The sequence below is a fragment of the Cellulomonas sp. Y8 genome (assembly GCF_008033115.1).
Lineage (GTDB): Bacteria > Actinomycetota > Actinomycetes > Actinomycetales > Cellulomonadaceae > Cellulomonas.
In genome coordinates this window covers 1,441,842-1,461,331 of sequence record NZ_CP041203.1, presented here as the reverse complement: position 1 = coordinate 1,461,331, position 19,490 = coordinate 1,441,842, and the positions used below count along the sequence as shown (strand labels likewise).

Sequence of the window (19,490 nt, the reverse complement as noted above, 5' to 3'; positions counted from 1 at the left end):
CGCCGGTCCCGCTGCGGCGAGCGGGCCCCCGCCCCGAGCCCGCCGCGTTGCGCAACTGCGCGGTTGTGGTCGCTGCGGGTGGCGTGGCACGCTACGGCAGCCGTCACCCACCCACCCGTCAGGTGGACCCGTGGCCGCCGACCCCCTGTCGCAGGTGTTCGCGGCGCTCGCCGACCCGCTGCGCCGCGACCTGGTCGCCCGGCTCGCGTCCGGCGACGCCACGGTCGGCGCGCTGGCGGCCCCGTACGACGTCTCGCCGCAGGCGGTGTCCAAGCACCTGCGCGTGCTCGAGGAGGCGGGGCTCGTCAGCCGGCGACGCGAGGCGCAGCGCCGACCCGCGCACCTGGAGACCGAGGTGCTCGACCTGATGACGATGTGGATCGAGCGGAACCGCCGCGAGGCGGAGTTCCGCTACCGGCGGCTGGACGACGTCCTGCTGGGGGAGGGGGAGCCCCGGCCCGAGGGCGGCGGCCCCGCCGCCCCCGCCGCCTCCGCCGTGCGGCCCGCCCCGGCCGCCGCGCCCGCCCGGCCCGACACGCCCGCCCGGCCCGCCCCGCCCGCCCCGCCCGCCCCGCCCGCCCCGCCCGCCGTGGGGGACGTCGTCGAGCCCGACCCCGACGCCGCCGCCGGCCCGCGGGTGCGCACCCAGCGGACCCTGCGGTTCCGGATGGACGGCGAGCGGGTGTTCCAGCCGTGGGACCTCGGCGCGCGCGTGATCATCCCCGACGACGACCCCGCGGACGACCCGGACGGCCCCGACGGCGGCACCGGGGGCGCCGCCGCGGACCGCCCGTCCCGCGCCTGAGTCCGAACGGCCGCGTTTGCCCGAATCACCCGGTTCGTGGCGCGCGATCCGCTCACGCGGGCCCCGCGGACGTCGATGGGTTCCTCGCCAGGGGTACCGACCCACGAGGAGCCACGTGTTCACCCGCACCCGCCCGCAGCCGCCGACCGCGGCCACCGAGCTGTCCGAGTCCCGCGCGAACATCGACGCCGTCACCGCGGTCGTGCACGCGCTCGCCGGCGCGACCACGTCCGAGGAGGCGGTCCGCGCCGCGCTCGACGTCGTCCGCGAGCGGTTCGACTGGGCGTACGGCTCGTACTGGCGGGTGGAGGCCGACCGCGCGCTGCACCTCGTCCAGGAGTCCGGGGACGCCGGCGACGAGTTCCGCCGGGTGACCCGCGCGGCGTCGTTCACCGAGGGCGTCGGGCTGTCGGGTCGGGCCTGGCGGCACCGCGACCTCGTGTTCGTGGCGGACCTGGGCGAGCTCACGGACTGCGTGCGCGCCCCGGCGGCGCAGCGGGCGGGCGTCCGCTCCGGCATCTGCTTCCCGCTGCTGGAGAACGGCGTCGTCACCGGCACGATGGACTTCTTCACCACGGAGACGCTCAGCCCCTCCCCGCAGCGCCTCGCGACGCTGCGCAGCATCGGGGTGCTGGTCAGCCAGGCGATCGAGCGGGTCGCCACCGCCGAGCGGCAGGCCGAGGCGCTGCAGGACATCGAGGCGGTCAACCGCGTGATCCACGAGGTCACCGGCGCGCCGACCGCCGAGGAGGCGCTCCACCGGGCTCTCGCGGCCATCCGCGAGGGGTTCGGCTGGGCGTACGGGTCCTACTGGCGGGTCGACGAGCAGCAGCGCGCGCTCACCTTCGTCCAGGAGTCCGGCGACGCGGGCGCCGAGTTCCGCGAGGTGACGCGGACGGCGTCGTTCCGCGAGGGCGTCGGCCTCGCCGGCCGCGCCTGGCGGGCGCGGGACGTGGTGTTCGTGCCCGACCTCGGCGAGCTCACCGACTGCGTCCGGGCGCCCGCGGCCCAGCGGGTCGGCGTGAAGTCGGGCGTCTGCCTGCCGATCGTCGTGGCCGGGCAGGTCATCGGCACGATGGACTTCTTCGCGACCACCACGCTGACGCTGTCGCAGGGCCGCACGGACGCGCTGCGCAACACCGCGTTCCTGGTGGCGCAGGCGCTCGAGCGGCACGCGGGCGCGGCCCGGCTGCGCACCGCGGGCGAGGAGCTCGTGACGTCGATCCAGGAGGTGGAGCGGAACGTGCTCGCCGCCACGACTGTGGCCACCGACGGCCAGCGCATCGCCCAGGACGCCAACCGGGACGTGGCGGGGCTCGGGCAGTCGAGCGCCGAGATCGGCCAGGTCGTCACCGTCATCCAGGGCATCGCGGCGCAGACGAACCTGCTCGCGCTGAACGCCACGATCGAGGCGGCGCGCGCGGGGGAGGCGGGTCGCGGGTTCGCCGTCGTCGCGCACGAGGTCAAGGAGCTCGCCAACGAGACCGCCGCGGCGACCACCCAGGTCGGCGACAAGGTGCGGACGATCCAGCAGCAGGTCGACGGCGTGATCGCGTCGCTGGCGCAGATCGGCGGCGTCGTGGAGCGGATCAACGAGACCCAGCAGACGATCGGCGGGGTGCTGACCGAGCAGGTGGCGGTCACCCGCGCGATCCTCGACTGACCCGGGCGCACGGCGCCGCGGGGAGCAGTGGAAGGTTGTGACGGACACGCCGACGGCGTGTCCGTCACAACCTTCCACCGCCCGGGGTGGCCCCGGGGCGCACCAGGTCAGCCCTGGTACGCCCAGTGCCAGGGCTCGCGCGGGGTGTCCTCGACGAAGCCGTACCGGCCGCCGTTCGCGCGCATCCACGACTGCGCCGCGTCGTCCAGCTTCAGGTCGACCGCCATGCCCCAGCCGTGGTCGCTCGTGCCCGGCACCGCGGCGAGGCCGCCCTGCGAGTACAGGCCCTTGCGCGCGGCGACGTCGACCTGGGCCTCGTACGACCGGTAGGAGTCGGTGATGCCGATGGTCACGCCGTCGCGCGCGGCGTCGGCGACCAGGCTCTCGAGCGCGTCGGCCGCGGGCGCCCACAGCCGGTGGCCGGTGCTGCCGACCTCGTGCAGCGCGTCGGCGGGGATCTTCCCGTTGCCGTAGCCGGCCAGCGCGAGGGGCACGCCGTCGGCGTCCCGCGCGGTGCTGCTCGCCGCCGTGGCGGAGGTGCCGGCCGCCGCGGTGCCCGAGGCGGCCGGGTCGACGGCCTGCGCGAGCGCCTGCGCGAACGCGGCGCCGCTGGTGGTGGTCGTGGGCGTCGGCGCCAGCGACCCGATGGTCGCCTGGATGGCGGCGATGCGCTGGTTGATCGACGCGATGCCGTCGAGGCTCATGCGGTGCGGTTCCTCCCCCGGGGGTGCACCGTTCCCCATCGACCGGCGGTGCTCCGTCCTGAGGACCGCGCCGCTCCCGGGGGCGGGGTCCCGCGGGATCACGCGGCAGATCGCGACACGCGGGGTGCGGAACGGGGGCGTGTCGGTGGTCGTGCGTACCGTCGTGGCCATGAGGAGTCAGCGGCACGTGTGCATCTGGTTCGACGACGGCGACGGCGTCGAGCTCCTGTGCGCCTGCGGCACCCGCGCGGTCGCCGTGGTGGACGAGGAGACGGGCGAGCTGGTCGTCGTCGCGACGGTCGAGGAGCCCGCACCCCTGGCCGTCTCGGCCTGACCGGGGCGCGGCGGCGGTCGCCGGTCAGCTCACCGGCACCGTGCGCCGCTCGGGCGTGAACGCGTAGAGCACCCCGTCGCGCTCGCCCACCCACCACGACCCGCACATGACGGTGGCGTCCTGCTCCGCCTCGGCCGGCCACCAGTCGGCCGTGAGCGTCGACACCGACCGGAAGTCCGCCGGGTCGCCCTGCGCCGGGCGAGGTGCGAGGGGGTGCTCCGCCGACACCGGGACGCAGTCGTCCGGCAGGTCCGCGAGCGCGGCGCGCATGGTGACGATTCGCTCGTCCCCGCCCGGGCGCTGCTTCACCCGGACGTCCGTGGCGCCGTCGGGCGCCCACCCCGGGAGCGAGGCGTCGGCCTTCGCGTCGGCGCCGGTGGCGAAGGTGGTGGCCCGCGGGTCGGGCTGCCGCCCGAGAGCGTTCGCGACCGCACCTCCGCACGCGCTGAGCGAGAGCGCCGCGGCGGCGGCGAGCGACAGCGCGCCGAGCAGCCGGCGCTCGGGCGTGCGCGGCGGGGTGCTGGTGAGCGGGGTGCCGTCCATGCCCTCGACGCTAGGATCCGGGCCCGCGCTGGCGCGTCGGCTCGGGGGACGGTCGTGCCCGCCGGCCGGTCATCCCGCAGGCGGACCCGCCGCTCCGCCCGGGGGCGGTCCCGGACGTCAGGGCGGCGCCGGGGGAGCGGCGGGCGCCGCCGCCGGGGGCGGCGCGGGCGCCGGTCCCGCCGAGGGCACGATCGTCACCGTGGCACCGGCGGTGGCGGTCCCGGACGGGCTCTGCCGGAGCACGGTGCCGGCGGGCGCGGGGTCGGGCACGGCGGCCGCGACCGACACCCGGAACCCGGCGCGCAGCAGCGCGGACTGGGCCCCGGCGACGTCCCGCCCGACCACCCGCGGCACCGGCAGCTGCTTGCCGAGCACCTCGTCCTGGCCCGGGGGCGCGAACCCGGGCACCGCCTGCCCGTCCAGCGCCGGGATCATGAACGACTTCCAGATGGGCACCGCGACCGAGGACCCGAACACGTTCCGGATGTACCGCCCGTTGATCGTGATGCGCTGCATGGGGAGCATCCGGTCCGCGAAGCCGACCCACACCGCGGTCGCCCGCAGCGGCGTGTAGCCGACGAACCAGGTGTGCTCGTTGTGGGACGTCGTCCCGGTCTTGCCGGCCGAGGGGAACGGCGGCGGGTCGGTGGCCGCGGTCCCGCTCCACACGTTCTGCAGCGCGTACGTCACGGCGTCGGCGACCCGGGGCTCGAGGGCGCCCGGCGTGCAGCCGCCCGGCGGCACGGGCATCGCCTGCCCGTCGGTGTCCGTCACGGAGAGGATCGCCACCGGCACGCAGTAGGTCCCGCTGTTCGCGAACGCCGCGAACGCGGCCGCCATCGACAGCGGGGAGACCGAGTTCGACCCGAGGACGTTGGCGGGCAGCGGGTCGAACGGGCCCTCGCCGGACGAGCCGCCGGGCTTGTGGATGCCGAGGGCGGTCGCGGTGTCGAACACCCCGCAGATGTCGATCTGCGAGGCCATCGCGATGTAGCCGGAGTTCACGGAGTTCCGGGTGGCGTCGAGCACGCTCATCACCCCGCCGGACCGCGGGCCCTCGGCGTTCGCGAACCGGTACTCGGTGCGGGGGTCGAGCCGGGTGCACGAGGTCCGGAACTCGCTGAACCGGTACGAGAACCGGGTGCCGTTCACCCGCTCCGACAGGCTGTGCCCCTCCTTCAGCCACTCGGCCAGGGTGAACGGCTTGAACGTCGACCCGGGCGGGAACCCGCTGCCCCCGCCGTACGCGAAGTCGGTGCTGTAGTTGACGGCGGTCTCGCGGTCCCCGTGGTCCTCGGTGTTGTTGTACCGGCGGTTCTGCGCCATCGAGGTGATCTTCCCGGTGCCGGGCTCCACCGTGACCAGTGCCGTCGCGACCCCGGACGGGTCGTCCGCGGGCACGCCGGCCTGCACCGCGGCGGCGGCGAGCGTCTGCTCCCGCGGGTCGAGGGTCGTCGTGATGGTCAGCCCGCCGCGGTACAGCCGGTCGACCCGCTCGGCCTCGGTCGCCCCGAACGCCGGGTCGTTCCGGATCACCTTGGTCACGTAGTCGCAGAAGTAGCCGGAGCCGGGCACGGCGGTCTCCGCTGCCATGCAGCCGACGGGCCGGGTGTCGACGAGCAGCGTGCCGGCGAGCGGCGTCGCCAGCCCCGCCGCGAGCTCGTCGGCGGTCAGGTACCCCTGCTCGCGCATGAGCCGGAGCACGAGGTCGCGCCGTTCCTGCGCCGCCTCGGGGTTGCGCACCGGGTCGTAGGCCGTCGGGCTCTGCGTCACGGCGGCGATGGTCGCCGCCTCCAGGTACGTCACCTCCGCGGCGGGCTTGCTGAAGTACCGGCGCGCCGCCGCCTCGACGCCGTACGTGTTCACGCCGAACTGGGCGATGTTCAGGTACGCCTCGAGGATCTGGTCCTTCGTCATCTCCTTCTCGAGCGCGATCGCGAGCTTGGCCTCGCGGAGCTTGCGCGCGTAGCCCTCGGGTCCGCTCGCCTCGCGTGCGGCGTCGGCGCCGGCCGGGTCGCCCGCGCGGACGGCCTGCTCGATCAGGACGTTCTTCACGTACTGCTGGGTGAGCGTGGAGGCGCCCTCGGTCCGGCCCGACGACTGCAGGTTGCGGACGAGGGCGCGGACCATGCCCTCCGGGTCGATGCCGCCGTGCTGGTAGAACCGCTTGTCCTCGATGGCGATGACCGCCTGCTGCAGCGGCTCGGCGACCGCCGTCAGCGGGACCACCACCCGGTTCTCCGCCCAGAACGTCGCCAGGACGGTGGCGCCGTCGGACGCGAGGACCGTGGACCGCTCGGACAGCGGCTGCCGCTCGATCTCCGACGGCAGGTCCTCGAAGGCCTCGACCGCGAGGTCGGTGGTGCCGTTCGCGACGGCCACGGTCGGCAGCACCAGCGCCGCGGCGAGCACGCCCCCGAGCACGGCGGTGAGGACGAACGCCAGCACCAGCGCGACCGCCCTCGTGACGGTCATGCGCCGGGCGGCTCGACCCCCGCCGGGTGCCATGTGCGCCACGGTAGGGGGTCCGCGCGCAGGTCGCGCCCGGGAGCGGGGTGAGTTCATCCCCACCGGGTGAGGGCGAGGCACGGGCGACGCGGTGCCGCGGCCCGGGGGCGCCCGGGGTGGGCGCCCCCGGGAGGGCTCAGAAGTCGCCGCCCCCGAAGTCGCCGCCCCCGAAGTCGCCGCCGCCGAAGTCGCCGCCGCCGACGTCGCCCCAGCCACCGCCGTCACCGCCCCAGCCGCCGCCGTCCGCGGAGACGTCCCCGCCGTCGCCGTACCCGTCCGCGCCGTGGTCGGCGCCCGGGTCGCCGCCCGCGTCCGCCGCGGCGTCGCCCTGGTCGGACAGGTCGAACAGGCTGTCCGCGATCGCCGTGCCGACGAACGCCCCGGCCACGCTGGCGAGCAGCGAGCCGGCGATCATGCCGCCCATCCCCATGCCGCCGCCCATGCCGCCGCCCATGCCGCCGGCGCGGCCGAACGACCGCTCCAGCGTGCCCGGCTGCCGCAGCTCGGCCCGGGTGGCCGTCCGCGCGAGCGAGCGCGGGTCGTCGTCCGTGGTGCGCTCGGCGGGCGGCACCTCCGCGGCCAGGCCGTCGAGGACCTGCCGGCGCTGCTCGGGCGTCAGCTGCGCGAACGCCTCCGCGTGCGCCTGCTCGATCGCGTCGGGCGGGGCGGTGCGCAGCAGGTACCGGTACCGCTCGATCGCGGCCTGGTCGGGGTCGGCGGGCGGTCGCGCGTCGGCCGGGCGTGCGCCGTACGGCTGCCGGTACGGCTGCTCCTGCCGGGGCTCGCGGCCCAGCAGACGGTCCAGGAAGCCCATGGTCGTCCCCTCTCGTCGTCGTCCCCGGGTCGAACGGCCCGGTCGGGGCGCCGGTTCCCGCGCCGGTCCCCCCGGCATCATCACCCGGTTCTCGCGAGGCCACCCGATCGACCGGGTGGGCTCGCGAGAATGGGGTGGGAACCCGGCGCGGCCGCTGCCTACGCTGCCGGGGTGGCTGACGACGACGCACGCGCGGGTGCCCGGCCCGCGGCCCCGACGCCCTTGCCCGCCGACCCCGCGCGGTTCCTGGTGCGCGGGCGGCTCGAGAACCTCCCCCGGCGCCGGGCGGACCGCGACCTGGTGCTGCGGTGGGTGGCGCAGGGCGCGCTGCCGCTCGAGGAGCCCGTCGGCGAGCGGGTGCTCACCGACCGGCTCGCGGGGCTGGCGCGCGACCCCGTGGGCCTGCGCCGGGAGCTCGTCGAGGCGGGCCTCGTCACCCGCACCCGCGACGGCGCGGAGTACTGGCGGACCCGCGTGACGGAGTTCGACCCGCTCTGACCGCCCGGCCCGTCCGGCGTGCGTCAGGTGAGCGCGGCGAACGCGTCCGCGACGGTTTCGTGCGGCGGCAGCACCCGGATCATCGTGGTCAGGGTCAGCACGTCGAGCACCTGCCCGGTGGGTCGCGCGATGGTGAGGTCGCCGCCGGCGGTGCGCGTCGCGCGCAGCCCGGCGACGAGCGCCCCGAGGCCCGACGAGTCCAGGAACGTCGTCTCCTCCAGGTCGACGACGAGCTTGGTGCGCCCCTGCTCGACCAGGTCGGCGACCACCGCGCGGAGCTCCGGGGCGTCGCCGGCGGTCAGCCGCCCCCGGGGCCGCAGGACCACCACGGGCCCCCCGATCCGCTGCACCGCGATCTCCACGTCCGCCCCTTCCGCCGCGCGCCGGCGTGCGCCGACCCACCCAGCGTAGGCAACGGCGCCCGGCGGTGCCGCACGCGTCCAGGTGCTGCGACCGGATGCGACCCGACGCCGCCCGACGCCGCCCGCCTCACGCGTCCGGCCGGACCCGGGCCTCGTGCCGCGGCAGGTCGTCGTCGCCCAGGTCGGTGCGCCAGCCGCCGACAACCCGCAGCCCCGCCACGTCGAGGTGCGGGGCGATGATCTCGGCCAGCGGCGTCGGCCAGTCCGGCGCGCTCAGCCGCTCCCGGCCCAGCGGCTCGCCGTCGCCGTCCCGGACCGTCAGCGTCCACACGAGGTCGCCGTCCCCGGACGCGTCGGGCGAGTGGACGGTCACCGTCCGGGCCCGCGCGAGGGTCACGTCGTCGAGCGCCGCCAGGCGCGGCAGGTCCGAGTGGTGCGGCATCGTCGCCTCCCCGTCCGATGACGGCATCATGCGCGCGGCCCTCGCGGCCCGACCGCCGCCGTGCGGGTGAATCTGCGAGCATGGCCGGGGCGGGCCGCCGGGCCGTCCGGCCACGTGCACCACCTGGGGGGACTGCTTGACGGGCACTGCGCTCCGGGTCGTCGTGCTGGACGACGACCCCGACGTCGCGGCGTACACGGGGACCGTGCTGGAGGGCCGCGCGGGCTGCGAGGTGGTCGTGCTGCACGACGCCTCGGACATCGCGGGCACGCTGGAACGGTTCGACCCGGACGTCGTGGTGACCGACATCGAGATGCCGGGCACGTCCGGCCTGGAGCTCGCGGGCGTGCTGCGGGAGCGGGCGCCGGACGTGGGCGTCGTCGTGATGACCGCGCACGTCTCGGTCGAGTACGCGGTCGGCGCCCTGCGGCAGCGCGCCGACGAGTTCCTCACCAAGCCGGTCCCCGCGGGCCAGCTCGTCGAGGTGGTGCGCCGGCTGGGCGAGCGCCGCCGCGCCGTCCTCGCCGCCCGGCCGGTGGTGCTCGCGGTGGGCGCCCACCCCGACGACGTCGAGATCGGCGCCGGGGGGATCCTCGCGGCGCACCGGGCCGCCGGGGACGCGGTGGTGGTCCTCACGCTGTCCCGGGGCGCGCGGGGCGGGGACGTCGCGGACCGGGAGGGCGAGTCGCGGGCTGCGGCCGCGCTGATCGGCGCGCGCCTGCTCCTGGAGGACCTGCCGGACACGCAGGTCCCGGTCGCCGGGCCGACCCTGGAGGTCCTCGAGCGCGTCGTCGCCGAGGTGCGGCCCTCGGTCGTCTACACGCACAGCGCGAACGACCGGCACCAGGACCACCGCGCCGTGCACGACGCGACCATGGTCGCGACCCGCGGGATCGGCACGGTCGCCTGCTTCCAGAGCCCGTCGGCGACCGTCGACTACCGGCCGAACCGGTTCGTGACGATCGACGGCCACCTGGAGACCAAGCTGGCGATGCTGGCGTGCTTCGCGTCCCAGGTCGGCATCCGCGACTACCTGGAGCCGGACTTCGTGCGCGCGACGGCGCGGTACTGGTCCCGGTTCGGGTCCGGGCGCGCGGTGGAGCCGCTGGAGATCGTCCGGGACACCGCGTGACGTCCCGGGCCCGCGACCGCACCGTGCTGCTCAAGCACGCGCCCACGCTGCTCGCCGTCGGCATCGGCGGCGCGCTCGCGGCCGCGGCCCCCGGTTCCGTGGTGACCGACCGGGGCGCCGTGCTCGCGGGCGTGCTCGGCCTGGCGGCGGCGACCGTCCTCGCGGTCGTGGCCGCCCTCCGGCCGCCGGCCGCGACCCGCCGCGCGGTCGACGCCTGGGCCGCGGGTGACGGCTGGGTCGTCGTCGTGCCGCTGCTGTCCGTGCTGGCGGTCGGCGCGCTGCGGGCCGGGACCGGCGGGACCGGGTCGCTGCTCGGCGCGGTGCTGGTGCTGCCGGTGATCTGGATCGCGGCGGAGCCCGGGCGGTGGTCGGTCCTGCTGGCCGCCGGCGCCGCGTGCCTGGCGCTGCTGCTGCCGGCGCTCCCGGGGGTCGACGGCCACCCGGACGACCTGGCGTGGTGGCGCGCCGCGTTCGCGCCGGTCGTCTACGCGCTCGCGGCCCTGACGGTCAACGAGCTGGCGCGCCGCCTGCGCCGGCACCTGGCCCGGCTCCGGGACGCGGACCGGCTCACGCGCAGCGTGCTGGACGCCGTGACCGAGCAGGCCGTGGTCGGCACCGGCCCGGACGGGCTGGTCGACGTGTGGAACCCCGGCGCGGAGCGGCTGCTGGGCCGGACCGCCGCCGAGGCCCAGGGCGCGCTGCGGGCCGACGCCCTCGTGGCGCCCACGGAGCTGCAGGAGCGCTGGCGGCAGGCGGGGACCACGACCCCGTTCGCGGCGCTGGTCGCGGACGTGGCGCCGGGCCGGCCGGAGGCGTCCGAGTGGACCTGGCTGCGCGCGGACGGCTCGCCGGTGCCCGTGCAGGTGTCGACGACCGTGCGGCTCGACGGCGCGGGCCGCCCGGCGGGCTACCTGTTCGTCGCGACGGACGCGACGGCCGTGCACGAGGCCGCCCGGTTGCAGGACCAGTTCACCGGCATGATCTCGCACGAGCTGCGCACCCCGGTCAGCGCGGTCGTGGGCCACCTGGACCTGCTGCGGGACGACCCCCTGACGCCGGACCAGCAGCGGTCGGTCGAGGTCGCCGAGCGGAACGCCGCGCGCCTGCTCCGCCTCGTCGACGACCTGCTGTTCACCGCCCGCGTCGACGCGGGCCGGTTCCCGCTGGCGCTCGCGGACGTCGACGTGGCGGAGGTGGCGCGCGCGGCCGTCGAGTCGGCGCGGCCGGCGGCGGACCGGGCCGGGGTGGCCCTGGTGCTCGACGTGCCGGACGGGCCCGTGCCGCTCCGGGCCGACGCGGTCCGGCTGGCCCAGGTCGGCGACAACCTGCTGTCGAACGCGGTGAAGTTCACGCCCGCCGGCGGCGCGGTGACCGTGCGGGTGACCGCGTCGGTGGACCACGTGCGCCTGGCGGTCGCGGAAACCGGGCTCGGCATCCCCGCCGACGAGGTGGACCGGCTGTTCTCCCGGTTCTTCCGGACGACGACGGCGACCCGGAACGCCGTGCCCGGCGTCGGGCTCGGGCTGGCGATCACCCGGTCGGTCGTCGTGGCGCACGGCGGCGTGATGGAGGTCACGAGCGCCGAGGGGGAGGGGACCACGTTCACGGCGGTCCTGCCGCGCCGGCGACGGGACCCGGCGTCCGGCTGAGCCCGCGGGCGAGCCCGGGAACGACGAAGCCCCGCGTCGCCTGGGGCGATGCGGGGCTTCCTCGGTGGCTCCGACCGGCGTCGATCCGGTGACCTTTCGATTTTCAGTCGAACGCTCTACCAACTGAGCTACAGAGCCTTGATACGACGACACCGGCCCAGTGGACCGGTGTGATCGAGCGACCCCGACGGGACTTGAACCCGCGACCTCCGCCGTGACAGGGCGGCGCGCTAACCAACTGCGCTACGGGGCCTCGTTGTGAGACCTATTCTTCCACATGCACGGAGCTCGTACCCCCAACGGGATTCGAACCCGTGCTACCGCCGTGAAAGGGCGGGGTCCTGGGCCGCTAGACGATGGGGGCTCGCGCCCCTGACGTCGAGGCGTCTTCAGACCGAGGAAGACTCTACGGGTAGGTCTGCGGATCCTCCAAATCGGCGAGGATGGTCCGGTGATCGACATGTCGCGCGAGGACTTCGAGGACGCCGTCCGGGACGGCCTGGACCGCATCCCGGACGAGCTCGCCGCCCGGATGGACAACGTGGTGGTGCTGGTCGAGGACGACGCGCCGGCCGACGACCCCGACCTGCTCGGGCTGTACGAGGGCGTGCCGCTGACCGAGCGCGGCGAGTTCTGGGCCGCCGGCTCCCTGCCCGACCGCATCACGATCTTCCGCCGGCCGACGCTCGCGATCTGCGCGGACCGCGAGGAGGTGGCCGAGGAGGTCGCGGTCACGGTGGTGCACGAGATCGCGCACCACTTCGGCATCGACGACGAGCGGCTGCACGAGCTGGGCTGGGCCTGACGTCGGTCCGGCGCCTAGGTGGGGGCCAAGGTCCCGTCCGGGGCGGGCCGCGCGCTCGTAAAGTCCGGGTCAAGCGCGCCCTCGCGACCCCCGTCGCGCCGCGGCGCGCCCCGGGGCACCCCTCGCGGCCGCCCCGCGGCCTCGACGCGTAGGGAGCCCCACCATGACCGTGGACCTGACCCTGGACCTGTCCTGCGTGCACCTGGCGCGCGACGTCCGCGCCGCCCTCGACGCGAGCCCGCGCGTGATCGTGCCGCAGACGCGGGCCGAGCTGTACGAGCTGGCCCTCGGTCCGGACGGCGGCCCGACCTTCGCGGTCGAGTACGACGTGGACGGCGCGCCGTACCGGGAGGCGGACGTCGCCCGGTGCCGCAACGGCCTCGCGGTGAACTACCCCCCCGAGGACTACATGCGCCGCCGGGACCCGGACTGCATGCGGATCGCGGACGGTCTGCCGACGGACAAGCCCCGGTACAGGGACGTCTACGGCGAGGACTTCGACCCGGTCCGCGCGGAGACGCTCGCGTGGCTCGGGACGCAGGAGCTCGTCGTGGTGCCGTTCCGCGCCGGCGGCCCCGCGGTGGGGTACCCGTCGCTCGCGATCTGCCCGGCGAACGCCGCGTTCTTCGCGCTCACGCTCGTCGACCTGCAGGGCTGGGTGACGTTCGAGGAGCTCGGCCCGTTCGACCCGCGGTCGATCCTGTACGTCGCGCCGCCGTTCCGGCACACCCGGTTCGGCGGCCGGCAGGTCGTCGTCCACGACCGGTCCGAGCGGCTGCACGAGGTGTGGGCCTACAACCTGTACCCGGGGCCGAGCGCCAAGAAGGGCGTGTTCTCGGTGCTGCTCGACATCGGCGAGCGGGAGGGGTGGCTCACGGCGCACGCGTCGTCGGTCCGCGTGACCACCCCGTACGAGAACGAGACCGTGATCATGCACGAGGGCGCCTCGGGCGGCGGGAAGTCCGAGATGTGCCAGGAGATCCGGCGGGAGGACGACGGGCGGATCCTCGTCGGCACGAACGTGGTCCGGGACGAGCCGTACCACCTGACGCTCGGTGAGACGTCGTCGCTCGCGCCGGTCACCGACGACATGACGCTGTGCCACCCGTCGGTGCAGGGCGAGGACGGCCGCCTGACGGTCTCCGACGCCGAGGCGGGCTGGTTCGTCCGGGTCGACAACCTGACCGCCTACGGCGAGGACGTCGCGCTGGAGCGCGCCGTCATCGAGCCCGACCAGCCGCTGGTGCTCCTGTCGATCGACGGCGTCCCCGGCGCCACGGCCCTGCCGTGGGAGCACACGCTCGACTCCACGGGGCGGCGGTGCCCGAACCCGCGCGTCGTCATCCCGCGGTCGTCGATCCGGAACGTCGTCGACGAGCCGCAGCCGGTGGACGTGCGCACGTTCGGCGTCCGGATGCCGCTGTGCACCCGGGACGCGCCCACCTACGGGATCATGGGGATGATGCACGTGGTGCCGCCCGCGCTGGCCTGGGTCTGGCGGCTGATCGCCCCGCGCGGCGACAAGAACCCCTCGATCGGGGAGAGCGCCGACGTCACCGCGGCGCTCGCGCACGGCGGCATGGTGGCCGAGGGCGTCGGCTCGTACTGGCCGTTCTCGACGGGCACGAAGGTCGCGGCCGCGAACCTGCTGCTCCGGCAGCTGGTCGAGCACGACCGCACCCGGTACGTCCTCACGCCGAACCAGCACATCGGGGCCTACCACGTGGGCTTCTCGGCCGAGTGGCTGACCCGGGAGTACCTGGCCCGGCGCGGCGGCGGCCGGATCCGGCGGGAGCAGCTGGCGCCCGCGCGGTGCGCGCTGTTCGGCTACCGGCCCACCGAGATGAAGCTCGACGGCCAGCAGATCCGGCCGACCCTGCTGCAGCCGGAGTACCAGACGAACGTCGGCGCGGACGCGTACGACGCGGGCGCCGCGGTGCTCCAGGGGTTCTTCGCCCACGAGCTGCAGCAGTTCCGCACCGACGACCTCGACCCGCTGGGCCGGGAGATCATCGACCTGTGCCTCGCCGGGGCGCCGGTCGAGGCGTACGAGGAGCTGACGCCGCTGCACCTGTAGGCCCCGCGCGCGGCGTGGCTACGCTCGGGTGCGTGACCGCCGAGACGACCCACGCCGCCCGCCCCGCCCGCCCGCGCCTCGGCGTGGTGCTCCTGCCCCAGCAGCGCTGGGCGGAGGCGCGGCACACCTGGCGGCGCGCCGAGGAGCTCGGCTTCGACCACGCGTGGACGTACGACCACCTGGCGTGGCGGACGCTCGCCGACGAGCCGTGGTTCGCCACCGTCCCGCTGCTCGCGGCGGCGGCGGCCGTCACCGAGCGGATCCGGCTCGGCACCTGGGTGGCGTCGCCGAACTTCCGCCACCCGGTGCCGTTCGCCAAGGACGTCATGGGGCTCGACGACGTCGCCGGCGGCCGGTTCCTGCTCGGGCTCGGCGCCGGCGGCGAGGGCTTCGACGCCGGCGTGCTCGGCCCGGCGCCGACCCGCGGCGAGCGCACCCGGCGGTTCGAGGAGTTCGTCGAGCTGCTGGACCGGCTGCTCACCCACCCCGTGACCGACCACGAGGGCACGTTCTACGAGGCGCACGGCGCGCGGATGCACCCGGGCACGATCGCCCGGCCCCGCACCCCGTTCGTCGTCGCCGCGGGCGGCCCGCGCACGATGGCGCTGGCCGCGCGGTACGGGCAGGGCTGGGCGACCTACGGGCCGGTGCTCGCGCCGGACGAGCAGCCCGCGTCGCCCGCGGCCGCCCAGGAGGCGTGGTGGGCCGGGCTCGCCGAGCAGGTGGACCAGCTGCGGGAGATCGCCGGCCGGCTCGCCCCCGGCGGCCCGGTGCCGGACCTGTACCTCAACCTCGACGGGGCGCCCGTGTTCTCGCTGGAGTCCGCCGCGACGCTCGTCGAGGGCGTCGAGCGCGCGGCGGAGCTCGGGTTCACGGACGTGGTCGTGCACTGGCCCCGCGCCGAGGGGATCTACGCGGGGTCCGAGGACGTGCTGACCGAGGGGCTGTCCCGCCTCGGTCGGTGAGGGCCGTCAGCGGGCCTGCCGCGCCTCCCACGCGCTGGCGACCATCTCGGTCAGGGTGTGCCGCATGACCCAGTCGAGGTCGCGGGCCGCGGCCTCGCCCGACGCGACGATCCGCGCCGGGTCGCCCGGGCGCCGCGGGGCGACCTCGGGCTCGAACGCGATGCCCGTGCCCTCGGCCATCGCGGACATGATCTCCCGCACGGAGACGCCGTCCCCGGAGCCGAGGTTGTAGACCCGCTGCAGCTCCCGGCCCTCGTCGAGCGCGCGCGCCGCGGCGACGTGCGAGGTGGCGAGGTCGGCGACGTGCACGTAGTCGCGCACGCAGGTGCCGTCGGGGGTGTCGTAGTCGTCGCCGTTGATCCGGGGGGTGCGGCCCGCGGCGAGCGCGTCCAGCACGAGCGGGAACAGGTTGTGCGGGCTGGTGTCGGACAGCTCGGGCGTGCCCGACCCGACGACGTTGAAGTAGCGCAGCGAGGTGTGCGCGAGGTCGGTCGCCCGGCCCTGGTCCCGGAGCAGCCACTCCCCGATGAGCTTCGACTCGCCGTAGGGCGACTCGGGCGCGGTCGGGGTGTCCTCGGTGACCAGGTCGACGTCGGGGGTGCCGTACACGGCGGCGCTCGACGAGAACACGATCCGCCGGACGTCCGCGGCGGCCATCGCCTCGAGCAGCCGCGCGGTGCCGGTGACGTTCTGGTCGTAGGTGTGCAGCGGGCGCTGCACCGAGACCCCTGCGTACTTGAAGCCGGCCAGGTGCACGACGCCGGTCACGGCGTGCTCGCGGAGCGCCGCGGTGACGAGGTCGGCGTCGAGGATCGAGCCCTGCACGAACGGCACCTCGTCGGGGACGAACTCCCGGTGCCCCGAGGACAGGTCGTCGAGCACCACCGCGCGCATGCCCACCTGCCCGAACGCCCGCACCACGTGCGATCCGATGTACCCCGCGCCTCCGGTGACCAGCCACGTCGTCATGGGTCCAGCGTAGCCCGGCCCGCGGGCGGTCGTGGTGCTTCCTGATCGATCTCGATCGTTTCTGGTGGATCCGTAGGTGGTGCCGCGGCGATGAGGGGGCGCGCCCGCTGCCTACTTTGAGTGGCACCAGCACTCAGCCGCAGGAGCCCGAGGAGCGACGATGGTCCAGGAAGAGCGCGGCGCGAGCCGCAGCAGGGGAGTCACCGGGCGGGCGCGTGTCCTGGCGGCGGCGGGGGTCGTCGCGGTCATGGCCGCGGTCGGCTCGTACGCGCTGTTCTCCGACGGCGGGACCGTCCGCACCACCTTCACCGCCGGCACCCTCGACCTGCGGTTCGACGCAGACGCCGACGGCGCCGCCGCGCCGTACGTCGTGACGTTCGACGGCGGGGACGCGCTGGCGCCCGGCGTTCCGGTGACGCGCGAGCTGGTGGTCTACAACTCGGGGTCCGTGCCCGCCCTGCTGGCGCTCGGGGCGCCGGTGGTGGTCAACGAGGACCCCGGCGACGAGCCGCTGCAGGACGTGCTCTCGGTCCGGGTCGACGAGGCCACCGCGGGCACGCTCTACGACGGGCCGCTGGTCGGCGCGGGGTTCAGCGGCCTCGAGCTCGGCGCCGGCGGTACGACGGCGACCGGGCTGACGCTCACGTTCGAGGTGACCGTGGACGCGACCGCCGGAGTCGGCGTCGCGGGGCAGACGGTGCAGGTCGACCTGCCCTTCACCGCGGCCCAGGCCGCGCCGTGACCGCGTCCGGGTCGGTGGTCGTCGACCCGGCGGAGCTCGACGTGACCGGGCTGGCGCCGGGCGAGGCCGTCGTGCGCGAGGTGACGGTCCGCAACGACTCCGGGGTGCCCGTGCTGCTGGCCTGGACCCGGCGCGAGGAGGGCGCGCTGTTCGCGGGCGGCACGCCGCTCGGCGTCGGCTACGCCTGGGACCCCGGCGGCGGCGCGGCCTGCGACGGCCGGCCCGTCGTCGGGGCGGGGTCGACGCTCGACCTGCGCGTCGAGGTCGTGCTCCCCGCCGGGGCGGGCGACGAGCTGCAGGGCGCCACCGGGACGTCGACCCTCGACTGGGTGGCGACGGCGCTGCCGGGCGGGGTGTGCCCGCCGGGCGGCGGTCCGGGCGCGCCGGGCGGCGGCGACGGCGGGTCCGGCGGCGGCTCGACCACCGCGGGCGACGCCTGGACCGGCGGTCTCGGTGCCACCGGGGCCGAGGTGGGTGTCCTGGCGCTCGCCGCCGCCGTCCTGCTCGCGGCCGGGGCGGCGCTGGTGCGCGGCGCCCTGCGAGGGCGGTCCCGGTGCCCGGCCGGCTGAGCGGGGCCGCGCGCGACCGCACCGTCCGCCGCGACGGGCGGCCCCGGCGCGCCGTCCTCCGGGTCCTGGCCGCGTGGTGCGCCGCGGCGGTGCTGCTCGCGCCCGTCGTCGCCACCCCGTCCACCGCGCTGCTCGCGGACGGCGGCGCCGTCCGCGCGACCCTGGGCACCGTCGAGGCGGAGCCGCTGCTGCTCCGGGGCGGGATCGGCGCGGGCGAGGCGTGGTCGCTCGGCTGGGACGCCGACGGGCGGCTGTTCGCCTGGGGGAGCAACGGCGTGGGCCAGCTGGGCACCGGTCTCGAGACCGCGTCCGTGACCCGCCCGACCCCGGTCGCGGTGCCGGACGGGCGACGCGTGGTGCAGGCGTCCGCGGGCATCGACCTGGGCATCGCGCTCACCGACGACGGCGGCGTCTGGGCCTGGGGCAACCCGGACATCTGGACGAACACCGACGTGCCGCAGCGGGTGGCGTTCTTCGACGACCTGGACGACGAGGTGGTCGGGGTGGACGCCGGCGGGTACTACTACCTCGCCTGGACGGGGACGGGCGCGCTCTACTCCTGGGGTGTGGCGTCCCACCGGCTCGGGCGGCCGTTCCAGACGGACCGGGACCCGCCGGCCCGGGTCACCGCGCAGGGGCTCGACTCCCGGACCGTGGTGACCGCCTCCGCCGGCCGGTTTCACGGCGCGGCGGTGACGGCCGACGGGGTGGCCGTCTGGGGTGCGGACGTCGGCGACACCGCCGGCTCCGCCGTCACCGGCCTGCCTGACGACGACCCCGTGGTCGGGGTGTCGGCGGGCGCGCGGGCGACCCTGCTCTGGACGGCGTCCGGCCGGCTGCTCGGCACCACGAGCCGGGAGGCGGAGCCGGTCCCGGGGCTCGTCGACGTCGTGGGCGCGGTGGTCTCGTCGCCGGTGACGGGCCTCCCCGGCCAGTGGGCGTGGGACGGTGCGGGCCGGCTGTGGGCGTGGGGCTCGAACGCGGGTGGCCAGCTCGGGATCGGCGCGCCCGGGGGCGTCTACGTCTCGCCGCAGGCCGTGGAGCTGGCGCCGGGGTCGACGGCGGCGGCGGTCGCGGGCGGCGGGGCGCACGCCCTGTACGAGGCCGGGTCCGGGACGTTCGCCGCGGCGGGCAGCAACGAGCACGGCCAGCTCGGCGACGGCACGACGACGCCGCGCACCGAGTTCCGGGTCGAGGTGCCGATCGCGGGCTGGCCGCCGCGGGGCGCCCTCGACGACCCGCCGTGACGCGGGGACCGCGGCACGCGCGGCCGGGCGCCGGGCGCCGGTGCGCGCGGGTCGCCGGCGCGTCCCGGCGGCCCGCGTGGTCCGGGCCGGGCGACGGGGTCGTCGTCGAGCGGCTGGCCCGGCGCCTGGTCGACGTCGCGGCCGTGGCCGGCGTCCTCTGCGCCGCGGCCGTCGCGGCGCTGCTGCTCGCGGGGTGGCGGCCCGTCGTCCTGGTGTCGGGGTCGATGGCACCCGCGATGCCTGCCGGATCGCTGGTGCTGGCCCGCCCCGTCCCGGCCGCGGAGGTGCGGGTGGGCGACGTGGTGACCGTGCCGCTGCCGGGGAGCGCGACGCCGGTCACGCACCGGGTCGCCGCAGTGCGGTCCGCCGACGGCGAGCTGCGGGCGACGCTGCGCGGGGACGCGAACGCCGCGGACGACCCGCACGAGTACGTGCTGCCGGCCCGGACGCACCGCGCGGCGCTGCACGTCCCGCGCGCCGGCCTGCTGGTGACGGGCGCCCCGGGGACCGTGCTCGTCGCGGGCGCCGCGACGCTGGTGCTGCTCGCCGTGCTGCCCGCGCGGCCGGGCTCCTCGGCGACCGCGCCGCCCGGGGTGGTGCGGTCGCGCGCGCGATGAGGCAGAGTGCACCGCAGGCAGGCGCGCGGCGCGGGGGGCGCCGGG

The 19,490-nt window shown here is 76.5% G+C and carries 20 protein-coding genes and 3 tRNA genes; 13 read left to right on the top strand and 10 right to left on the bottom strand.

Going from position 1 to position 19,490, the window contains the following annotated elements; all coding sequences use genetic code 11:
• Nucleotides 1–130 precede the first annotated feature (130 nt).
• Nucleotides 131–805, top strand: a complete 675-nt coding sequence (locus FKM96_RS22145; protein WP_371300501.1) for an ArsR/SmtB family transcription factor — start codon at nt 131–133, stop codon at nt 803–805.
• 115 nt (nt 806–920) lie between these two features.
• Entirely contained in the window at nt 921–2,468 is a 1,548-nt protein-coding gene (locus FKM96_RS21905) for a GAF domain-containing protein (RefSeq protein ID WP_147794552.1), read from the top strand.
• A gap of 107 nt (nt 2,469–2,575) precedes the next feature.
• Here FKM96_RS21905 and FKM96_RS06535 read toward each other — a convergent pair whose 3' ends face one another.
• Nucleotides 2,576–3,172 carry a D-alanyl-D-alanine carboxypeptidase family protein gene (locus FKM96_RS06535; RefSeq protein ID WP_147794551.1) on the bottom strand — a complete coding sequence of 199 codons (597 nt, stop codon included), beginning with the start codon at nt 3,170–3,172 and terminating at the stop codon, nt 2,576–2,578.
• A 169-nt stretch (nt 3,173–3,341) separates the two neighbouring features.
• Here FKM96_RS06535 and FKM96_RS20560 point away from each other — a divergent pair, with 169 nt between their 5' ends.
• The gene (locus tag FKM96_RS20560; protein WP_168216895.1) at nt 3,342–3,506 is read left to right on the top strand and encodes a hypothetical protein; all 165 of its coding nucleotides are present in this window, start codon (nt 3,342–3,344) and stop codon (nt 3,504–3,506) included.
• Nucleotides 3,507–3,530: 24 nt separating this feature from the next.
• On the opposite strand, the gene FKM96_RS06530 is transcribed toward FKM96_RS20560, so the two are convergent.
• The 3 genes from FKM96_RS06530 to FKM96_RS06520 all read right to left on the bottom strand — a co-directional run bounded on the left by FKM96_RS06530 (nt 3,531) and on the right by FKM96_RS06520 (nt 7,371).
• Nucleotides 3,531–4,049 carry a hypothetical protein gene (locus FKM96_RS06530; protein ID WP_147794550.1) on the bottom strand — a complete coding sequence of 173 codons (519 nt, stop codon included), beginning with the start codon at nt 4,047–4,049 and terminating at the stop codon, nt 3,531–3,533.
• A gap of 117 nt (nt 4,050–4,166) precedes the next feature.
• On the bottom strand, nt 4,167–6,524 hold the full coding sequence (locus FKM96_RS06525) for a penicillin-binding protein (protein ID WP_147794549.1): 2,358 nt from the start codon (nt 6,522–6,524) through the stop codon (nt 4,167–4,169).
• Nucleotides 6,525–6,693: 169 nt separating this feature from the next.
• Nucleotides 6,694–7,371, bottom strand: a complete 678-nt coding sequence (locus FKM96_RS06520; RefSeq protein ID WP_147794548.1) for a hypothetical protein — start codon at nt 7,369–7,371, stop codon at nt 6,694–6,696.
• A 171-nt stretch (nt 7,372–7,542) separates the two neighbouring features.
• Between FKM96_RS06520 and FKM96_RS06515 the strand changes: the two genes are divergently transcribed.
• The gene (locus tag FKM96_RS06515) at nt 7,543–7,869 is read left to right on the top strand and encodes a DUF2087 domain-containing protein (protein ID WP_246855234.1); all 327 of its coding nucleotides are present in this window, start codon (nt 7,543–7,545) and stop codon (nt 7,867–7,869) included.
• A 23-nt stretch (nt 7,870–7,892) separates the two neighbouring features.
• Here the strand turns inward: FKM96_RS06515 and FKM96_RS06510 are convergent, their stop codons facing one another.
• The gene (locus FKM96_RS06510; protein ID WP_168216894.1) at nt 7,893–8,231 is read right to left on the bottom strand and encodes an STAS domain-containing protein; all 339 of its coding nucleotides are present in this window, start codon (nt 8,229–8,231) and stop codon (nt 7,893–7,895) included.
• Nucleotides 8,232–8,358: 127 nt separating this feature from the next.
• Entirely contained in the window at nt 8,359–8,673 is a 315-nt protein-coding gene (locus FKM96_RS06505; protein WP_147794546.1) for a hypothetical protein, read from the bottom strand.
• 136 nt (nt 8,674–8,809) lie between these two features.
• Here FKM96_RS06505 and FKM96_RS06500 point away from each other — a divergent pair, with 136 nt between their 5' ends.
• On the top strand, nt 8,810–9,805 hold the full coding sequence (locus tag FKM96_RS06500) for a PIG-L family deacetylase (protein WP_147794545.1): 996 nt from the start codon (nt 8,810–8,812) through the stop codon (nt 9,803–9,805).
• Complete coding sequence (locus FKM96_RS21900; RefSeq protein ID WP_147794544.1) at nt 9,802–11,454, top strand: cell wall metabolism sensor histidine kinase WalK; 1,653 nt, start codon at nt 9,802–9,804, stop codon at nt 11,452–11,454. Before FKM96_RS06500 ends, FKM96_RS21900 begins: the two co-directional genes overlap by 4 nt.
• Nucleotides 11,455–11,519: 65 nt before the next feature.
• Here FKM96_RS21900 and FKM96_RS06490 read toward each other — a convergent pair.
• The 3 genes from FKM96_RS06490 to FKM96_RS06480 form a co-directional block, all read right to left on the bottom strand.
• Nucleotides 11,520–11,592, bottom strand: a tRNA-Phe gene (locus FKM96_RS06490).
• A gap of 41 nt (nt 11,593–11,633) precedes the next feature.
• Nucleotides 11,634–11,707: transfer RNA gene (locus tag FKM96_RS06485), tRNA-Asp, on the bottom strand.
• A gap of 38 nt (nt 11,708–11,745) precedes the next feature.
• A tRNA-Glu gene (locus FKM96_RS06480) sits at nt 11,746–11,818 on the bottom strand.
• A 96-nt stretch (nt 11,819–11,914) separates the two neighbouring features.
• Between FKM96_RS06480 and FKM96_RS06475 the strand changes: the two genes are divergently transcribed.
• From FKM96_RS06475 to FKM96_RS06465, 3 genes are all read left to right on the top strand, one after another.
• A complete protein-coding gene (locus FKM96_RS06475) occupies nt 11,915–12,259 on the top strand; it encodes a metallopeptidase family protein (RefSeq protein ID WP_147796966.1) in 345 nt (114 codons plus the stop codon).
• A gap of 163 nt (nt 12,260–12,422) precedes the next feature.
• Nucleotides 12,423–14,336, top strand: a complete 1,914-nt coding sequence (locus FKM96_RS06470; protein WP_147794543.1) for a DUF4914 family protein — start codon at nt 12,423–12,425, stop codon at nt 14,334–14,336.
• A 32-nt stretch (nt 14,337–14,368) separates the two neighbouring features.
• Nucleotides 14,369–15,301 carry an LLM class flavin-dependent oxidoreductase gene (locus tag FKM96_RS06465; protein ID WP_147794542.1) on the top strand — a complete coding sequence of 311 codons (933 nt, stop codon included), beginning with the start codon at nt 14,369–14,371 and terminating at the stop codon, nt 15,299–15,301.
• A gap of 6 nt (nt 15,302–15,307) precedes the next feature.
• Here FKM96_RS06465 and galE read toward each other — a convergent pair whose 3' ends face one another.
• Nucleotides 15,308–16,270 carry a UDP-glucose 4-epimerase GalE gene (galE, locus tag FKM96_RS06460; protein WP_147794541.1) on the bottom strand — a complete coding sequence of 321 codons (963 nt, stop codon included), beginning with the start codon at nt 16,268–16,270 and terminating at the stop codon, nt 15,308–15,310.
• A 160-nt stretch (nt 16,271–16,430) separates the two neighbouring features.
• Between galE and FKM96_RS06455 the strand changes: the two genes are divergently transcribed.
• From FKM96_RS06455 to FKM96_RS06440, 4 genes are read left to right on the top strand one after another with little or no spacing between them, the layout of a single operon-like run.
• Entirely contained in the window at nt 16,431–17,012 is a 582-nt protein-coding gene (locus FKM96_RS06455; RefSeq protein ID WP_147794540.1) for a TasA family protein, read from the top strand.
• On the top strand, nt 17,009–17,581 hold the full coding sequence (locus FKM96_RS06450; protein ID WP_147794539.1) for a hypothetical protein: 573 nt from the start codon (nt 17,009–17,011) through the stop codon (nt 17,579–17,581). The genes FKM96_RS06455 and FKM96_RS06450 overlap by 4 nt, the downstream gene beginning before the upstream one ends.
• The gene (locus tag FKM96_RS06445) at nt 17,566–18,828 is read left to right on the top strand and encodes a hypothetical protein (protein ID WP_147794538.1); all 1,263 of its coding nucleotides are present in this window, start codon (nt 17,566–17,568) and stop codon (nt 18,826–18,828) included. Before FKM96_RS06450 ends, FKM96_RS06445 begins: the two co-directional genes overlap by 16 nt.
• Complete coding sequence (locus FKM96_RS06440; RefSeq protein WP_147794537.1) at nt 18,825–19,445, top strand: signal peptidase I; 621 nt, start codon at nt 18,825–18,827, stop codon at nt 19,443–19,445. Before FKM96_RS06445 ends, FKM96_RS06440 begins: the two co-directional genes overlap by 4 nt.
• Nucleotides 19,446–19,490: the final 45 nt, after the last annotated feature.

Bases quoted from the DNA above. Each gene is read 5' to 3' on its own strand.
- FKM96_RS06535 (WP_147794551.1), bottom strand. From the start codon at position 3,172: ATGAGCCTCGACGGCATCGCGTCGATCAACCAGCGCATCGCCGCCATC.
- FKM96_RS20560 (WP_168216895.1), top strand. From the start codon at position 3,342: ATGAGGAGTCAGCGGCACGTGTGCATCTGGTTCGACGACGGCGACGGC.
- FKM96_RS06530 (WP_147794550.1), bottom strand. From the start codon at position 4,049: ATGGACGGCACCCCGCTCACCAGCACCCCGCCGCGCACGCCCGAGCGC.
- FKM96_RS06525 (WP_147794549.1), bottom strand. From the start codon at position 6,524: ATGACCGTCACGAGGGCGGTCGCGCTGGTGCTGGCGTTCGTCCTCACC.
- FKM96_RS06520 (WP_147794548.1), bottom strand. From the start codon at position 7,371: ATGGGCTTCCTGGACCGTCTGCTGGGCCGCGAGCCCCGGCAGGAGCAG.
- FKM96_RS06505 (WP_147794546.1), bottom strand. From the start codon at position 8,673: ATGCCGCACCACTCGGACCTGCCGCGCCTGGCGGCGCTCGACGACGTG.
- FKM96_RS06475 (WP_147796966.1), top strand. From the start codon at position 11,915: ATGTCGCGCGAGGACTTCGAGGACGCCGTCCGGGACGGCCTGGACCGC.
- FKM96_RS06470 (WP_147794543.1), top strand. From the start codon at position 12,423: ATGACCGTGGACCTGACCCTGGACCTGTCCTGCGTGCACCTGGCGCGC.
- galE (WP_147794541.1), bottom strand. From the start codon at position 16,270: ATGACGACGTGGCTGGTCACCGGAGGCGCGGGGTACATCGGATCGCAC.
- FKM96_RS06455 (WP_147794540.1), top strand. From the start codon at position 16,431: ATGGTCCAGGAAGAGCGCGGCGCGAGCCGCAGCAGGGGAGTCACCGGG.